Here is a 17,190-nt window from a genome sequence, read left to right as displayed (position 1 = left end):
AGCCTAGCCCGCGCGGGCTTCCCGCCGGCCACTGACGTAGAGGGCGAGGTGCTTGCCCGTGAGCGTGGACTTCGCTGCCACCAACTCGGCGGGAGTGCCCTCGAAAACCACCTTGCCGCCGTCGTGCCCTGCGCCGGGACCCAGGTCGATGATCCAGTCAGCGTGCGCCATGACGGCCTGGTGGTGCTCAATGACAATCACCGACTTGCCGGAATCCACCAGGCGGTCCAGGAGGCCCAGCAGGTTGGCGACGTCCGCCAGGTGGAGGCCCGTGGTGGGCTCATCGAGGACGTAGACGTCGCCCTTCTCCGCCATCTGCGTGGCCAGCTTGACGCGTTGCCGCTCGCCGCCGGAGAGCGTGGTGAGCGGCTGGCCAAGCGTCAGGTACCCGAGTCCCACATCCACAAGCCGGTCCAGGATCTTGTGGGCCGCCGGGGTCCGGGCCTCCCCTTCACTGAAGAAGACCTCCGCCTGGGCCATGGACATGGACAGGACCTCGGCGATGTTGCGGCCGCCGAGCCTGTACTCGAGGACCGAGGCCTGGAAGCGGCGGCCCTCGCAGTCCTCGCACGTGGATTCGACCGTGGCCATGACGCCCAGCTCGGTGAAGATGACCCCTGCGCCGTTACAGGTGGGGCAGGCGCCTTCGGAGTTGGAGCTGAACAGCGCCGGCTTGACGCCGTTGGCCTTGGCGAACGCCTTCCGGATGGGCTCGAGCAGGCCGGTGTAGGTTGCCGGGTTGCTGCGGCGCGAACCCTTGATGGCGCCCTGGTCGATCACCACCACACCGTCGCGGCCGGCCACGGAGCCGTGAATCAGGGAGCTCTTGCCCGACCCGGCCACACCGGTGACCACGCACAACACGCCGAGCGGAACGTCCACGTCCACATCCTTGAGGTTGTGCATGGAGGCGCCACGGACCTCCATAGCGCCGGCGGGTTTACGCGTTGCCGGCTTGACCGCGGCCCGGTCATCGAGGTGGCGGCCGGTGATGGTGTCACTGGCCCGCAGGTCCTCCACACTTCCCTCGAAGCAGACACTGCCGCCCTCGGTGCCGGCGCCCGGACCGAGGTCAACGACGTGGTCGGCGATGGCGATGGTTTCGGGCTTGTGCTCAACGACCAGCACGGTGTTGCCCTTGTCACGCAGCTGCAGCAGGAGCTGGTTCATCCGCTCGATGTCATGCGGGTGAAGGCCGATGGTGGGCTCGTCGAAGACATAGGTGACGTCCGTGAGCGAGGACCCAAGGTGCCGGATCATCTTGGTGCGCTGCGCTTCGCCGCCGGACAGCGTGCCGGCCGGCCGGTCCAGGGAAAGGTAGCCCAGGCCGATCTCGGCGAACGAGTCCAGCAGGTGCTGCAGGCCTTTGAGGAGCGGCGCGACGGACGGCTCGTTCAGCTTCCGGACCCAGCCGGCAAGATCCGTGATCTGCATCCGGCACAGGTCCGCGATGTTTTTGCCCCGGATCTTCGAGGACCTGGCCTCCGCGCTGAGCCGCGTGCCCTCGCACTCGGGGCAGGCCTGGAAAGTGATGGCGCGTTCCACAAAAGCCCGGATGTGCGGCTGCATGGCGTCCACATCCTTGGAGAGGATGGACTTTTGAATCTTCGGGATCAGGCCTTCGTAGGTGAGGTTGATGCCCTCCACCTTGATCTTGGTGGGCTCCTTGTACAGGAGATCGTGCATTTCCTTTTTGGTGTACTTGGCGATGGGTTTGTCCATGGTGAAGCCGGCACCGCTGAAGATGCGGCCGTACCAGCCGTCCATGCTGTAGCCGGGCACTGTCAGGGCGCCCTCGGCGAGGGATTTGGTCTCGTCAAACAGTGCGGTGAGGTCGAAGTCGGAGACCGAGCCCATGCCTTCGCACCGCGGGCACATGCCGCCCAGGTACACCGCGTTCTGGATCACGCTCTTGTCCACCCTGCCACCGGCTTTTTCGGTGCTCATCACACCGCTGGCCTTGCGCGTGGGAACGTTGAAGGAAAAGGCCGTGGGCGGGCCCACCTGCGGGTCACCGAGCCGGCTGAAAAGGATCCGCAGCATGGCGTTGGCGTCCGTGGCGGTACCCACCGTGGAGCGGGGGTTCGCGCCCATGCGTTCCTGGTCAACGATGATCGCCGTGGTCAGGCCCTCAAGACGGTCCACGTCGGGCCGGGCGAGGTTCGGCATGAACCCCTGCACAAAGGCGCTGTACGTTTCATTGATCATCCGCTGCGACTCCGCGGCAATGGTGGCGAACACCAGCGAACTCTTGCCCGAACCCGAAACCCCGGTGAACACCGTGAGCCGCCGCTTGGGGATATCGACGCTGATGTCCTTGAGGTTGTTCTCGCGGGCCCCCTGCACGCTGATCAGGTCGTGGCTGTCAGCCGCATGCACCGCTGGGAGTTGCTCGTCTGTGGTGGTGGCAGTGCTCATCGTGTCTCCATCGTCCGCACGCGTTGTGAAGTTCCTGACAGTCATTCTAGGCTCGGCCTGCCGGCACATGAGTGCGCGTAGAGTCAGGCTGTGACGGGGCCAACGTTGTCCTGGGTGCAGGCCCGCCGCCCCTTAGGATTCAAGTACCCAAAACACTTTCCCCGGAGGACTAATGCTTAAGCAAGGCTCTGCCCTGGACCGGTACTTTATGATTTCCGCGCGAGGGTCCAACCTCTCGCGCGAGATTCGCGGCGGCTTTGCCACGTTCTTCGCCATGAGCTACATCGTGGTGCTGAACCCGCTGATCCTCTCCGGTCCCGATTCCAGCGGCACCACCCTGGGTTTCACCGCGGTGGCCGCTGTCACGGCGCTCGTAGCCGGCATCCTGACCATCCTGATGGGCGCCTGGGGCAGGCACCCCTTCGCCCTGGCCACCGGCCTGGGCGTCAACGCGTTCGTGGCCGTGACCGTGGCCACCAACCCGGGCCTGACCTGGCCGGACATGATGGGCCTGGTGGTCCTCTCCGGCATCACCATGCTGATCCTGGTCCTCACAGGCTTCCGGACAGCCGTATTCAAGGCCGTTCCCGACGGACTGAAGACCGCCATTGTGGTGGGCATCGGCCTGTTCATTGCCCTGATCGGGCTGGTCAACGCCGGCTTTGTGCGCCGCATCCCGGACGTCGCCGGCACCACGGTCCCGGTGGGCCTGGGCTTCGACGGCAAACTGCTGGGCTGGCCCACGGCCGTCTTCGTCTTTGGCCTGATCCTCACCATCGCCCTGGTGGTCCGCAAGGTCAAGGGCGCCATCCTGATCGGCATCATCACCTCCACGGTGCTTTCGGTCATCCTGGAACTGACCCTCCACATCGGCCCCAGCTTCGACGGCAAGACCCACAACCCGCAGGGCTGGTCCCTGGTGGCGCCGTCCTTCTCCGGCTGGGCGGCTCCCGATCTGTCCCTGATCGGCAAAGCAAACCCGTTCGGCGCGTTCGAGCACCTCGGCGTTGTGGCCGCAACACTGCTGGCCTTCGTGATCCTGCTCAGCATCTTCTTCGACGCCATGGGCACCATGGTGGGCCTGGCCACCGAGGCGGGAACCATCGACAAAAACGGCAACATCCCGGACGTTGACCGGGTGCTTCAGGTGGACGCACTGGGCGCCATCATCGGCGGCGGCGCGTCCGTCTCCTCCAACCAGATCTACGTTGAAGCCGGTGCCGGCATCGGCGAGGGCGCCCGCACGGGTGTGGCCTCCATTGTCACCGGCCTGCTGTTCCTTGTGGCCATGTTCGTCACCCCGCTGATCAACCTGGTCCCCTTCGAGGCCGTGGCGCCGGCCCTGGTAGTGGTGGGGTTCATGATGGTCTCCCAGGTGGGCAAGATCGACTGGCAGGACTGGGGCATCGCCATCCCGGCCTTCCTGACCTTCACCCTCATGCCGTTCACCTACTCGATCGCCAATGGCCTGGGTGCCGGCTTCATTGCGTTTGTCATCATCCGTACCGTCCAGGGCCGGGTCAGGGAAATCCACCCCCTCATGTGGGCCGTGGCTGCCGCCTTCCTGCTGTTCTTCGCCGTGGGACCCATCGAGGCCGCGCTGGGCCTGAAGTAGGGCCCACTCTGCCCGCCGAGAGGGCACTTTGCGGTAGTGTTTTGCGCAAACACTGCCGCGAAGTGCCCTCTCGAGCTAAAGGGGATGTCCGGGATTCCGGACAGGATCACGACGGCGGTGCTGGCTTTCGAGGCCGGGCTGCGGTGAGCTTGGGGCATGGTTTCTCCCGCGCTCACCGTTGACGTCCCGCCGCAGCCCTGGACGGGACGGTTCGACGGTGAGGGCGCCGAGCACCGCCGCTGGTGGCAGGCGGTGTCCCCCTATGCGGTAGCCCCCTCTGAGTCCTCCTCCGACCTGCCGGGCGGTGCGGCGCCCCTCAATGCCGGTGCCGTCCCCGCCGTGCTCCTCGGGTTCGCAAGCGATGAAGGCGTCCGCCGCAACAAGGGCCGGACCGGCGCCGCCGCAGCCCCCGCAGCCATCCGGGCCGCCCTTGGTCCGCTGGCGTTCCACCTCGACCGCGCAGTGGCCGACGCCGGCGACGTGGTGGTGGCGGACGGCGCGCTGGAAGCCGGCCAGGCCCGCGCCGGGCAGGCTGTTGCGGCCATGCTCGACGCCGGCTGCCTCACCGTGATGCTCGGCGGCGGCCACGAAACGGCCTTTGCCAGCTATTTGGGGGTGGCCGGTTCCGCGGAAGTCCGGGGCGGCCGGCGGCTGGGCATCCTGAACCTCGACGCGCACTTTGATCTTCGCGAGGAACCGCTGCCCAGCTCGGGAACACCGTTCCTGCAGATGGCCCGGGCCGAAGCCGCCGCAGGGCGTGAATTCCGGTACGCCGTCCTCGGGATCTCCGAGGCCAACAACACCAAGGCGCTCTTTGACACGGCCGGGCGGCTGGGCGTGCGGTACCTGGCCGACGAGGACTGCGCACCCGGAGAAGTGCAGGACTTCGTTGCGCAGTTCCTGGACGGCGTCGACGTGCTGTACCTGACAATCGACCTGGACGTCCTTCCGGCATCCGTGGCCCCCGGGGTGAGCGCGCCCGCCGCCTTTGGCGTGCCGCTGCCCGTGATCGGCGCCGTGTGCCGCCAGGTGGCCGAAAGCGGCAAACTCCTGCACCTGGACGTGGCGGAACTGAACCCCGCGTTCGACATCGACGGCCGGACCGCCAAAGTCGCTGCCAGGCTGGTGAACACGCTGCTTCGTTAGTAGCTGCGCGGCCGGCTCGTTTAGGCCTTCAGCAGGTAGCGCCGCTCGGGCCGGCCCACGCCGTACTTGAGCCGGACCTCCAGGGCCCCTTCATCGTTCAGGTATTCAAGGTAGCGGCGGGCGCTGACCCGGGACGTGCCCAACTGCACTGCCACCTCGTTGGCGGACAGGTCGCCGTCGGCCTCTTTCAGGGCTGCCTCCACGAGCTTCAGCGTTTCGATGCTGCAACCCTTCGGCAGCGGCCGCCCGTCCTTGCCCGCGGCACCGTCCAAGCCGAACACCCGGTTGACGTCCGCCTGCTCCGCCACGTCCTTGGAGGCGTCCAGGCCCTGGTAGGCGCTGCGGTAATGTTCCAGCCGTTCCTGCAGATCCGACTGCGAGAAGGGCTTGATCAGGTAGTGCACTATCCCGCCGCGGAGGGCTTTGCGCACCGTGTCCACCTCACGGGCCGCGCTGATCACCAGGACATCCAGTTCCGGGGCCACTTCGCGGAGCCGGTGCATCAGGTCAAGGCCGTTGGCGTCCGGGAGGTGGATGTCGAGCAGGACCAGGTCCGGCTGCAGCCGCGCGGTTTCGGTCACCGCCCGGGCGCCGGTGTGGGCCGCTCCCACCACGGTGAATCCGGGCGTGCGCTGGATGAAGCCCGCGTGGACTTTCGCCACCATAAAGTCGTCATCAACAATCAGGACTTTGATCACAGCTCGGATTTCCTTCTCTTCAGGACGGCCGTAAAGACCGCTCCTTTGTTGTTGGCAACCGCGAGGTCGCCGCCGCTGCGCCGGCACAGCACACGGGACAGCGCCAGGCCAAAGCCCCGGCTGCCTGCAGGGCCGGGTTCCTTGGTGGTAAACCCCTGCCGGAAGATCTCCGCCGTGTCCCCCGCGACACCCGGGCCGGTATCGCGCACCGTGACCGTCACGCCGTCGGGAGCGTCCTCCACCAGCACCCGGACCGCCGGTTCGGGAAGCCCGGCAACGGCGTCGAACGCGTTGTCCACAAGGTTTCCGACGACGGTGGTCAGGTCGCGGGACAACTCATCGTCAACGCTCCCCAGCCCCGATTCGGGGTCCAGCTGCAGGGCGACGCCGCGTTCGGTGGCGAGGCTGGACTTGGCAATCAGCAGGGCGGCGAGCGCAGGGTCCTGGATGCGGCTGGTGACCTCGTCATTCAGCCGGGTCCTGTCCACGGTGACTCCGTTGACGAACTGGACCACGGACTCGTATTCGCCGATCTGGATGAGGCCGGAGATCACATGCAGCTGGTTGGCGAACTCGTGCGCCTGGGCGCGGAGGGTGTCCGTGGCGGTGCGGGTGGTGCCCAGTTCACGTTCGAGGGCGGAGAGTTCCGTGCGGTCACGCAGCGTGGTGACGGAGCCGATGTCCCGGCCCCGGGACCGGATGGGGACTCGGTTCAGCACCACCAGCCGGTCGCCCACCAGCACCAGCCGGTCCGGCCCGGGCTGTTCGCGGGTCAGGACGTCCTTCAGGGCAGGCTCCACGGAAAGGCTGTGCAGCCTTTGACCCACGCAGTCGGCGGGGAGCCCCAGGAGCGCGCGGGCACTGTCGTTGACCACGGTGATCCGCTCATGCGGGTCCAGGGCCACCACGCCTTCCTTGAGTCCGTGCAGCATGGCCTCCCGGTTCTCCACCAGGCCGGTGATTTCGCTGGGTTCCATGCCGAGCGTCTGCCGCTTCACCCGGCGGGCCAGCAGCAGGGAGCCGGCAATTCCCAGCACGCTCGCCACGCCCAGATAGGTGAGGAGGTTCGGCACGGTATCCCCCAGCCGTTCCAGCGTTGAAGGGTAGTTCCGGCTGATGGAGGCGATGCCGATCATCTTCCCGTTATCGTCCAGGACCGGCACGTGGGCGGACAGGGACTGCGAGCCCGCCCCGCCCACGGGGCCGGTCCAGGCCCGGCCCTCCATGACCCTGCTGGCACCGAGCTCCAGCGGCTGGGACAACAGGTTCGGATCGGAGGAGGCCACCACGGTGCGGTCGATCTGGGCGATGGCAACCTGCGAGGACCCTGACACGGTGCGGACCGACTCCGCCACCGCCGCCAGGCTGGCGCTGCCGCGCGGCTCCGCCGAGGGGAGCAGTGCGCGGACGGCAGGGTTGTTGCCCAGTGCCTCGGCGGCGGACTGCGCCCGCCGTCCCTCGATGCGCTCGAACGTGGCCGCGGACTGGGCCAGCGAGATCGCAACCACGGCCACCAGGACGGCCAGGACGATCAGTAACTGGAGCAGCAGGTACTGCCCTGCGAGGGACATTCCTCTTCGTCGAGTCACGGTAGGTCTTTCGTGTGGCGGGTAGGCGCTCCGGCTGGTCGATGCGCGGGCGCGGCTACCGGAACTATATCCCCACCCCGCCCGGAGGCCCGCTTCGGCCAACTTCCCCGGGGCACCAGTACAGTCCAGGTGGGAACGCTGAAACGTGAACGCAATGAACTTAACGTTCTCTGCGAACACAAGAGTGATGCCGGTCACCACCCCGCCTAGCATCGGAACACCAGTCAGTCCTGCTGAACAGTTTTATCGAGAAGAGGAATACCATGCGCCAGATCCGCGCATTGCGAATCGCCGCCGTCGCCGCCGGCATCGCCCTGATGGCCACCGGCTGCGGTGCCACCGGAAAGACCGCCACCGGCCCCGCGAGTTCCGGCACCGCTGCCGGCCCGGTGACCGGGCTCCAGATCATGGTTCCCAACACCCCGGGCGGCGGCTACGACACCACCGCCCGCGTTGCCGCGAAGGTCCTCGACGACGAGAAGATCGCCACGAACACCGAGGTCTTCAACCTTGCCGGTGCCGGCGGCACCGTGGGCCTGGCCCGCGTGGTCAACGAAAAGGGCAACGGCGATCTCGCCATGCTCATGGGCCTGGGTGTGGTGGGCGCCAGCTACACCAACAAGTCCGAGTCCAAGCTGACGGCCACCACTCCCCTGGCCAAGCTCATCGAAGAGCCGGGCGCCATCATGGTCAACAAGAACTCGCCGTTCAAGACCATCGATGACCTGGTGACCGCCTGGAAGGCCGATCCCGCTTCCATCAGCGTGGGCGGCGGCTCCTCCCCCGGCGGCCCGGACCACCTGCTGCCCATGCAGCTCGCCGGAGCGGTCGGGATCGATCCCACCAAGGTGAACTTCGTGTCCTACGACGGCGGCGGTGACCTGCTGCCGGCCATCCTGGGCAACAAGGTGGGCTTCGCCGCATCCGGTGCGGGCGAGTACCTCAAGCAGATTGAGTCCGGCGAAGTCCGTGTCCTGGCAACCAGCGGTGAGAAGCGCCTCGCCGGTGTTGACGCCCCCACGCTGAAGGAATCCAACATTGACCTGGTGTTCAGCAACTGGCGCGGACTGGTTGCCCCTCCGGGCATCAGCGACGCCGACAAGGCCAAGCTGATCGCCGCCGTCGAGAAAATGCACAGCAGCGCCGCGTGGCAGGAAGCCCTGAAGACGCACAGCTGGACCGATGCCTTCATCACCGGCGACAAGTTCGAAACCTTCCTGAAAGAGCAGGACAAGCGGGTGGCCGACGTTCTCACGAAGCTGGGCTTGGCGTGAGTTCCGCCAGCACCCTGGCTGCAAAGCTCAAAGGCCGCTCCGAGCTGGGGGTTGCCCTCCTGCTCGGAGCGGCCGGGGCCGTGGTCATCGCGGACGCGGCCCGTATTGTCACCCCCTATTCCCGGTCTGATCCCGTAGGACCGAAGACCCTGCCGTTCATCGTGGGCGGCCTGCTGCTGGTCTGCGCCGTCCTGCTGGCCATCAACGTCCTCCGCGGCGGCAAAGGCGAAGTTGAAGGCGGCGAGGACGTGGACCTGTCCCACCCGGCCGACTGGAAGACGGTGCTGCCCCTCGCCGGCGCGTTTATCGCCAACATCCTGCTGATCGACTGGGCCGGCTGGGTCATCTCCGGAACCGTCCTGTTCTGGGGCAGCGTCTGGGCCCTGGGCGGCCGGAACTACATCCGTGACGGCCTCATCTCCGTGGCCATGTCCCTCCTGACCTTTTACGGCTTCTACCTCGGCCTGGGCATTGCCCTGCCCGCCGGTCTCCTGGAAGGGATTCTCTGATGGATGTCTTCTCCTCCCTGATGGACGGCTTTGCCACCGCCCTGACCCCCATGAATTTCCTCTACGCCGTCATCGGCGTGGTCCTGGGTACCGCCGTCGGCGTCCTGCCCGGCCTCGGCCCGGCCATGACCGTGGCGCTGCTGCTTCCGGTCACCTACGCCCTGGAACCCACCAGCGCCTTCATCATGTTCGCCGGCATCTATTACGGCGGCATGTACGGCGGCTCCACCACCTCCATCCTGCTTAATACGCCGGGCGAATCATCCTCGGTGGTCACCGCCATCGAAGGCAACAAGATGGCCAAAGCCGGCCGGGCCGCGCAGGCATTGGCGACGGCGGCCATCGGCTCGTTCGTTGCCGGCACCATCGGCACCACGCTCCTGGCGGTCTGCGCTCCCATCGTGGTCAAGTTCGCCATCAGCCTGGGCGCGCCGAGCTACTTCGCCATCATGATCCTCGCCCTGCTGGCGGTCACCGCTGTCCTGGGCTCCTCCCGGCTTCGCGGCTTCGCGTCCCTGGGGCTGGGGCTGGCCATCGGGCTGGTGGGCCTCGACTCAGTCACCGGCCAGGCCCGGCTGACATTCGGGGTGCCGCTCCTGGTGGACGGGCTGGACATCGTGGTGGTGGCAGTGGCCATCTTTGCCGTGGGCGAAGCCCTGTGGGTTGCCGCCCACCTGCGCCGGACACCGATGCACATCATTCCGGTGGGTCAGCCCTGGATGGGCAAGGAGGACTGGAAACGGTCCTGGAAGCCGTGGCTCCGCGGCACTGCTTTCGGCTTCCCGTTCGGTGCCCTCCCGGCCGGCGGTGCCGAGATCCCCACGTTCCTCTCCTACGTCACGGAAAAGCGCCTCAGCAAGCACCCCGAGGAATTCGGGAAGGGCGCCATCGAAGGTGTGGCCGGACCCGAGGCAGCCAACAACGCCGCCGCCGCCGGCACCCTGACGCCCATGCTGGCGCTGGGCCTGCCCACCAACGCCACGGCCGCGGTGATGCTGGCAGCCTTCACGCAGTACGGTATCCAGCCGGGCCCGCAGCTGTTCGAAAGCCAGGGCCCGCTGGTGTGGGCGCTGATCGCGAGCCTCTTCATCGGAAACCTGCTGCTGCTGATCATCAACCTGCCGCTGGCGCCCCTGTGGGCGAAGCTGCTGCAGATCCCCCGGCCCTACCTGTACGCCGGCATTTTGTTCTTCGCCACCCTGGGCGCCTACTCGGTGAACCTGCAGGCGTTTGACCTGGTGCTCCTGCTGGCACTCGGCGCCCTGGGGTTCATGATGCGTCGCTACGGGCTCCCGGTTCTGCCGCTCATCCTGGGCGTCATCCTGGGCCCGCGGCTCGAAAAGCAGCTGCGGCAGACCTTGCAGCTCAGCGCCGGCGACCCCGCCGGGCTCTTCGGTGAGCCGATCGCAGTCGGGATCTACGTCATTGTGGCGGTCATCCTGCTGTGGCCGCTGCTGTTCAAGCTGATCCGGCGGAACCGCCCGGCAGTCCTGCCTGCGGTGCCTCCGGCAACCCCGGACACCGCCGGACAACCCGAGGCCGGGCACCTCTCCCACTTCGGCACCAGAGACCACACAGAGAACAAGGAGCAATCATGACAATCGTGGTGGGATATGTCCCTACCCCCGAAGGCGAAGCGGCGCTGACCCAGGCCATCGAAGAGGCCAGGAAGTTAAACGCCACCCTGCTGGTCATCAACTCCTCCAAAGGCGAGGCCCTGGTGGATAACCGGTATGCGCAGGAAAACCAAATGCAGGGCATCGAGGAACGCCTGGCGGCGCACGGAATCGACCATGTCATTAAGCAGCCCGTCCGCGGTCACGACGCCGCAACGGAGGTGCTTGATGCCGCGGAGGAGCACAACGCGGACCTGATCGTGATCGGCCTGCGCCGGCGCACCCCGGTGGGCAAGCTGATCATGGGAAGCACCTCACAGCGGATCCTGCTTGAGGCCGATTGCCCCGTCCTGGCGGTGAAGGCGAAGGCCGCCGGCTAGGACTCGGGCCAGCGACTCCGGCTGGCCGTTCCGGCCGAAGCTTGTTCGCGAATCCCGGCCTTTGGGGCGGGGTGCGGCGAACAAGCTTCGGTCTTTTGCGGCCTCACTGCCCCAAAGGGCAGTCATCTGACATCTTAGGCATGGGAAGGTATAGTTGAAGGTATGACTACAGCTACATTGGAACGCCCCCTGACCGCCGTTGCGGCCAACGAGGCCTCAAGCGCCCGGTCCCTCGACCTGCAGTTTGCCACTGCCGAGGAGATGCACGAAGGACTGGACAACGCTGTTGCCACCCTGATCGAAACTGCCAAGGACGCGGCCTGCGGCATCCTTGTGACCCGGCTGCACCCCGGACGCTTTACTGTTGCCCTGGACGAATCAGTCCCCTTCGGCGAGACCTACGAAGCCATCGCCGCCTAACCCCTCTGACGCTTACAAAAAAGTCCCCGCCTCCCGGTTGATCCGGGCGGCAGGGACTTTTTTGCGTTCAGGTCAGCTTCGCCGCACCTGCACGCCATCGGACTTCAGGAACAGGTGCTCCTCGGACGGCCCGGCGGGTGCGAGCCACAAGACATTCCCGCTCTGTGATACTTCCTCAACCTCGCCCGCCGCAATGACGTGGGCGTGTTTGATGATTTCAACCCGCTCCCCGGCCTTGAGCGTGCCCCACTCGGAGATGATGTTGGAATGTGCGTTGCGTCTCGAAAGGACAGCCCCACGTGCTTTCATTTGAACTTCTACCCCTTTGTATACGTCCCGCCACAGCCTCGTTGATGTGACTTCTACTACATCTTCAGTTCTACTACAGTTCGCGGACCGGAAATGTGCGTGTTGCACCATATTTCAGTATTTGACCCAATGGTCCGCTGAGACCGAAGAATATTCCCGCCTAGGCAAGAATCCCGACGGCGGATTCGGCCGCAGCGACAACGTCCCCGGATGCCACCAAACCGTCTACAACTTCGAGTTCCGGGGAGAGGAACCGGTCCGCGCCCGGCCCGTCAACGTGTTCGCGCAGCACACCGATGACGGCCTTACCCGCCGGGCCCGGCAGCAGCTCCCCGCCGGACAACCGGGTGCGGAAATCGATGGCGCGTGCGCTGGTGACCAGTTCGATCGCCAGGACGCGGCGCAGGTTCTCCACGGCCTTGCGCAGCTTGCGTGCGGCGTGCCAGCCCATGGAAACATGGTCCTCCTGCATCGCTGAACTCGGAATTGAGTCCACTGACGCCGGGACGGCCAGCCGTTTGTTGTCCGAGACCAGTCCCGCCTGGGTGTACTGGGCGATCATCAGGCCCGAATCAACGCCCGGATCCTCCGCCAGGAAGGCCGGGAGCCCGTGGGACCGGGCCGGGTCCAGCATCCGGTCCGTCCGGCGCTCGGCGATGGAGCTCAGGTCCGCCACGGCAATGGCGAGGAAGTCGAGGACGTAGGCCACCGGGGCGCCGTGGAAGTTGCCGTTGGAACTGACCCGCCCGTCCGGCAGGACCACCGGGTTATCAATGGCGGCAGCCAGCTCGCGGGAGGCCACCAGCGCGGCGTGGTCCACCGTGTCCCGGACGGCGCCGGCCACCTGGGGTGCGCAGCGCAGCGAGTAGGCGTCCTGGACTTTCGAATCCCCAATCCGGTGCGAGGCCACGATCGGAGAATCGGACAGCACCCGCAGCATGTTGTCCGCACTGGCGGCCTGACCCGGGTGCGGGCGCAGGGCTGCGTGCAGCTCCGGCAGGAACACCTGATCCGTGCCCAGCAGCGCCTCGACGCTCATCGCTGCGGTGATATCCGCCGTCGTCAGCAGTTTACGGATGTCCGCGATGGCCATCAGCAACATGCCCAGCATGCCTTCGGTGCCGTTGACCAGCGCCAGGCCTTCCTTTTCGGCGAGCGTGACCGGCTCGATGCCGTGCTCGGCGAGCAGCACGGCGACCGGCTGCTCGCCGCGCCCGCCGTAGGTCACGCCGTCGGGTCCTGTTGCTTCCCCTTCACCCATCAGCACCAGGGCGCAGTGGGACAGCGGGGCGAGGTCGCCGGAGCAGCCCAGCGAACCGAACTCGCGGACCACCGGTGTGATGCCGGCGTTGAGGACGTCCACCATGGTCTGCAGGACCACGGGGCGGACGCCGGTGCGGCCGGAGGCGAGGGTTTTGGCGCGCAGGAACATGATGGCGCGCACCACCTCGCGCTCCACGGCGGGGCCCATGCCGGCGGCGTGGCTGCGGATCAGGGACTTCTGCAGCTGGGTGCGGAGCTCACCGGGGATGTGCCGGTTGGCCAGCGCACCGAAGCCGGTGGAGATGCCGTAGGCGGGAGTCTCGCTGTTGGCCAGGCCGTCGATGTGGGCGCGGACCTTGGCGACGTTGTCGAGGGCGTCCCGGGCGATGGTCACCGTGGCGTTGTGGCGGGCGACGGCGACGACGTCCTCGGGCGTGACGCCGCTGGAGCCGAGGGTGACGGTGAGCGGTTCGTGGGTAATGGCGGTCATGATTCCTACTTCGTGTTTTCGTTCATGGGGATGCGGACGCCGCGTTCGTTGGCGACCTCGACGGCGCGGTCGTAGCCGGCATCGGCGTGGCGGATGATGCCCATTCCGGGGTCGTTGGTGAGCAGGCGCTCGAGCTTCTGCGCTGCGAGGTCGGAGCCGTCCGCGACCGAGACCTGGCCGGCGTGGATGGAGCGGCCGATGCCCACGCCGCCGCCATGGTGGATGGACACCCAGGTGGCGCCGGAGGCGGTGTTGAGCAGCGCGTTGAGCAGGGGCCAGTCGGCGATCGCATCGGAGCCGTCCGCCATCGATTCCGTTTCCCGGTACGGGGAGGCGACGGAGCCGGAGTCCAGGTGGTCGCGGCCGATCACGATGGGCGCCTTGACCTTGCCTTCCTTGACCAGGCGGTTGAACAGCAGCCCGGCCTTGGCGCGGTCGCCGTAGCCCAGCCAGCAGATCCTTGCCGGGAGGCCTTCGAACTCCACGCGTTCCTGGGCGGCGTCAATCCAGCGGTGCAGGTGCTTGTTCCCGGGGAAGAGCTCCTTGATGGCTTCGTCCGTAACGCGGATGTCTTCCGGGTCCCCGGAGAGTGCGACCCAGCGGAAGGGGCCCAGGCCCTCGCAGAACAGCGGCCGGATGTAGGCCGGGACGAAGCCGGGGAATTCGAAAGCACGGGCGTAGCCGCCCTTGCGGGCCTCGTCGCGGATGGAGTTGCCGTAGTCGAACACCTCGGCGCCGGCGTCCTGGAATTCCACCATGGCCTGGACGTGCCTGGCCATCGAAGCCTGGGCCTTCTTGGTGAAGCCCTCGGGATCGGCTTCGGCTTCGCGGTGCCATTCGGCCACCGGGATGCCCTCGGGAAGGTAGCTCAGCGGATCGTGCGCGGAGGTCTGGTCCGTGACGATGTCCACGGTGAGTTCGCCGGCGTTGTGGCGGCGCAGGACCTCGGGGAAGATTTCGGCGGCGTTGCCGACGTAACCCACGGACCAGCCGCGGCGCTCCTGCTTGGCCTTGAGCACCTTGCCGATGGCGGCGTCGAGATCGGTTTCGACCTCGTCGAGGTAACGCTTTCCGGCACGGCGGCGCAGGCGCGTTTCGTCGACGTCGACAATCAGGCAGGCGCCTTCGTTCAGGGTGACGGCGAGCGGCTGGGCGCCGCCCATGCCGCCGCAGCCGCCGGTCAGGGTGAGGGTGCCGGCGAGTGTGCCGTTTTCGTCCCCGGTGAGCTTGCGGGCGATCGCGGCGAAAGTCTCGAAGGTGCCCTGCAGGATGCCCTGGGTGCCGATGTAGATCCAGGACCCTGCCGTCATTTGGCCGTACATCATCAGGCCCTCGGCTTCGAGGCGGCGGAACTCGGGCCAGTTCGCCCAGTCGCCCACCAGGTTGGAATTGGCCAGCAGCACGCGGGGCGCCCATTCGTTGGTGCGGAAGACGCCCACCGGCTTGCCGGACTGGACCAGGAGGGTCTCGTCCTTTTCCATGGTTTCCAGGGTGCGGGTGATCGCGTCGAATGCGGCCCAGGACCGAACGGCGCGGCCGGTGCCACCATAGACCACCAGGTCGTCCGGGCGTTCGGCGACCTCGGGGTCCAGGTTGTTCATCAGCATCCGGAGGGGGGCTTCGGTCTGCCAGCTTTTGGCGGTGAGCTCGGTGCCGCGGGCTGCTTTGACCGGGCGGGCACCGGTGGTGAAATCGGCGGGTGCCATGAGGGCTCCTTCTCGTGTTGGTGCTTTGGGTAAGAGGTTCTGTATCCACTAAAGCCCGTTGGTGGCGGTGCTAACAGGGCTTTGCAGGGGGTGGTGTCCGGGATTCCAGACGAACCGGATGCGTCCAGGCTGGGCCCCTCGTGCCCGGTTCGGCCGGGCCGGCTGGTTTATTTGCCGGGCCGTCCGTGAATTCGGGCCGAGAGCTCGTCCGCCACCTTTTGTACCCGGGCGGCGAGCGCGGGCCACTGGTCCGCCGGCAGCTTGTCCTCCAGAAAAGTGACGGCCACCGCTGCCGTAGGCCACCCCACGTGGTCGGTGACGGCGGCCGCTATGGAGCCAAATCCGGGCGTAACTTCACCATGTTCTGTGGCGTAGCCGCGCTGCCGGACCTGATCCAAGTGCGACGACAGGGCTGAGTACTTCATAATGGCGCCCTCCACTTCATGCCGGGCGGTAAAGGCCGCGGCGTTCGGGTACAGCGCCCGGACCTGCGACTTTGGCAGAGCCGCGAGGATGGCACGCCCGCTGGCAGTGAGGTGGCTGGGAAGGCGGACACCGACGTCGGTCACCAGCGACGGGCGGTTCTTGGCCCGCTCCTCCACGATGTACAGAACGTCCCGGCCGTGGAGCACCGCCAGGTGGGCACTCTCCCCGATCACGTCCACCAGCGAAGCCAGCAGCGGCCGGCCCAGGCGGGACAGCGGCTCCTGCCGCGAATACGCCGAGCTCAGTTCGAATGCGCTGATGCCGAGCCCGTATCGCTGCTCCTCATGCAGGTGGAGCACAAATCCGTTCGCCTCCATCACGCCCAGGAGGTGGTACACGCTGGAACGGGGCAGGTCGAGCGCCGTGGCAATGCTCGACGCCGCCATTGGCCCTCGCTTCGAGGCCAACAGTTTGAGGATACGAAGGGTGTTCTCGGCGGCGGGGACTTTGGACGTCGCCTTCGCTGTTGTGACTGCCATTGTGTTCTCCGATGTGTCGCCGTCGTCTTCGCCGGTGTCCGGGATACCGTATTTAAGCTTGCGTGCCGCGCCAACGGTCCCAGAACCATCCTCTTGCTTCTTTGTCTGGGATACCAGACGGATGGGTGTGGGATTGATCTGGGCGGCGCAGCCTTGGGGACGAGGGGCTGGCACACTCGAAACATTTGGGTAGAGTGCCCGCTATGGACGAGAAAGAGACGCTGCATCATTACCTGCGCGTCCGGCGGGACAACCTCCTCGGCAAGTTGGACGGGCTGAGTGAGTACGATGTCCGCCGGCCGCTCACTCCCACCGGCACCAACCTGCTGGGTCTCGTCAAGCATGCGGCGAGCACCGAGCTTGGCTATTTCGGCGAGGTCTTCGGCCGTCCCAGCGGGCGACACCTCCCGTGGCTGGACGAGGATGCCAGCCCGGATGCGGATCTGTGGGTACCCGCCGACGAAAGCCGGGACAACATTGTGGAGCTTCACCATTTCGCCGCAGCCCACAGCGACACCACGGTCAAGGCACTCCCATTGGATTCGCCCGGCTTGGTGCCATGGTGGCCTGAGGAGCGTCGACAGGTCACGCTGCACCAGATCCTGGTCCACATGGTTGCTGAGCGGGCCCACCATCTGGGTCATGCGGACATCCTTCGTGAACTCATCGACGGCAGCGCTGGACAGCGGCCAGGGGACCCCAACCTGACACCGCGCAGCCCTGAAGAGTGGTCCGCGCATCGTGCCGCCATCGAAGCTGCGGCGAGGCAGGCATGACTGAAGTGGCTTTGCC

At 66.6% G+C, this 17,190-nt stretch carries 15 protein-coding genes; 8 read left to right on the top strand and 7 right to left on the bottom strand.

The window, feature by feature from the left end; all coding sequences use genetic code 11:
* Nucleotides 1–3: 3 nt before the first annotated feature.
* The gene (locus SBP01_RS02165) at nt 4–2,418 is read right to left on the bottom strand and encodes an excinuclease ABC subunit UvrA (RefSeq protein WP_320537334.1); all 2,415 of its coding nucleotides are present in this window, start codon (nt 2,416–2,418) and stop codon (nt 4–6) included.
* A gap of 172 nt (nt 2,419–2,590) precedes the next feature.
* Here SBP01_RS02165 and SBP01_RS02160 point away from each other — a divergent pair, with 172 nt between their 5' ends.
* Nucleotides 2,591–4,033, top strand: coding sequence for an NCS2 family permease (locus SBP01_RS02160; protein ID WP_275214006.1), 1,443 nt, complete (start codon nt 2,591–2,593; stop codon nt 4,031–4,033).
* Nucleotides 4,034–4,189: 156 nt separating this feature from the next.
* Nucleotides 4,190–5,179: a formimidoylglutamase gene (gene hutG / locus SBP01_RS02155; RefSeq protein ID WP_320537333.1), complete on the top strand. Its 990-nt coding sequence runs from the start codon at nt 4,190–4,192 to the stop codon at nt 5,177–5,179.
* 20 nt (nt 5,180–5,199) lie between these two features.
* On the opposite strand, the gene SBP01_RS02150 is transcribed toward hutG, so the two are convergent.
* On the bottom strand, nt 5,200–5,877 hold the full coding sequence (locus SBP01_RS02150; protein WP_275214004.1) for a response regulator: 678 nt from the start codon (nt 5,875–5,877) through the stop codon (nt 5,200–5,202).
* Nucleotides 5,874–7,448, bottom strand: coding sequence for a sensor histidine kinase (locus SBP01_RS02145; protein WP_320538402.1), 1,575 nt, complete (start codon nt 7,446–7,448; stop codon nt 5,874–5,876). Before SBP01_RS02145 ends, SBP01_RS02150 begins: the two co-directional genes overlap by 4 nt.
* 281 nt (nt 7,449–7,729) lie before the next feature.
* Between SBP01_RS02145 and SBP01_RS02140 the strand changes: the two genes are divergently transcribed.
* From SBP01_RS02140 to SBP01_RS02120, 5 genes are all read left to right on the top strand, one after another.
* Complete coding sequence (locus tag SBP01_RS02140) at nt 7,730–8,740, top strand: Bug family tripartite tricarboxylate transporter substrate binding protein (protein ID WP_275214003.1); 1,011 nt, start codon at nt 7,730–7,732, stop codon at nt 8,738–8,740.
* Complete coding sequence (locus SBP01_RS02135; RefSeq protein ID WP_275214002.1) at nt 8,737–9,249, top strand: tripartite tricarboxylate transporter TctB family protein; 513 nt, start codon at nt 8,737–8,739, stop codon at nt 9,247–9,249. The genes SBP01_RS02140 and SBP01_RS02135 overlap by 4 nt, the downstream gene beginning before the upstream one ends.
* Nucleotides 9,249–10,847, top strand: coding sequence for a tripartite tricarboxylate transporter permease (locus SBP01_RS02130; protein WP_320537332.1), 1,599 nt, complete (start codon nt 9,249–9,251; stop codon nt 10,845–10,847). The genes SBP01_RS02135 and SBP01_RS02130 overlap by 1 nt, the downstream gene beginning before the upstream one ends.
* Entirely contained in the window at nt 10,844–11,245 is a 402-nt protein-coding gene (locus SBP01_RS02125) for a universal stress protein (RefSeq protein ID WP_275214000.1), read from the top strand. The genes SBP01_RS02130 and SBP01_RS02125 overlap by 4 nt, the downstream gene beginning before the upstream one ends.
* A gap of 162 nt (nt 11,246–11,407) precedes the next feature.
* Nucleotides 11,408–11,665, top strand: a complete 258-nt coding sequence (locus tag SBP01_RS02120; RefSeq protein ID WP_275213999.1) for a hypothetical protein — start codon at nt 11,408–11,410, stop codon at nt 11,663–11,665.
* 72 nt (nt 11,666–11,737) lie between these two features.
* Here SBP01_RS02120 and SBP01_RS02115 read toward each other — a convergent pair whose 3' ends face one another.
* The 4 genes from SBP01_RS02115 to SBP01_RS02100 all read right to left on the bottom strand — a co-directional run bounded on the left by SBP01_RS02115 (nt 11,738) and on the right by SBP01_RS02100 (nt 16,398).
* Complete coding sequence (locus SBP01_RS02115; protein ID WP_275213998.1) at nt 11,738–11,974, bottom strand: hypothetical protein; 237 nt, start codon at nt 11,972–11,974, stop codon at nt 11,738–11,740.
* 160 nt (nt 11,975–12,134) lie between these two features.
* Nucleotides 12,135–13,727, bottom strand: a complete 1,593-nt coding sequence (hutH, locus tag SBP01_RS02110; RefSeq protein ID WP_320537331.1) for a histidine ammonia-lyase — start codon at nt 13,725–13,727, stop codon at nt 12,135–12,137.
* 5 nt (nt 13,728–13,732) lie between these two features.
* Nucleotides 13,733–15,433 (bottom strand): urocanate hydratase, encoded by a 1,701-nt coding sequence (locus tag SBP01_RS02105; RefSeq protein ID WP_320537330.1) that lies wholly within the window; start codon nt 15,431–15,433, stop codon nt 13,733–13,735.
* 167 nt (nt 15,434–15,600) lie between these two features.
* Nucleotides 15,601–16,398: an IclR family transcriptional regulator gene (locus SBP01_RS02100; RefSeq protein ID WP_320537329.1), complete on the bottom strand. Its 798-nt coding sequence runs from the start codon at nt 16,396–16,398 to the stop codon at nt 15,601–15,603.
* Nucleotides 16,399–16,601: 203 nt separating this feature from the next.
* Here SBP01_RS02100 and SBP01_RS02095 point away from each other — a divergent pair, with 203 nt between their 5' ends.
* Entirely contained in the window at nt 16,602–17,174 is a 573-nt protein-coding gene (locus SBP01_RS02095) for a DinB family protein (RefSeq protein ID WP_320537328.1), read from the top strand.
* Nucleotides 17,175–17,190: the final 16 nt, after the last annotated feature.

It is taken from the genome of Pseudarthrobacter sp. IC2-21 (assembly GCF_034048115.1).
In the GTDB taxonomy this organism is placed as follows: domain Bacteria; phylum Actinomycetota; class Actinomycetes; order Actinomycetales; family Micrococcaceae; genus Arthrobacter; species Arthrobacter naphthalenicus.
This window is presented reverse-complemented; position numbering and strand designations above follow the sequence as displayed.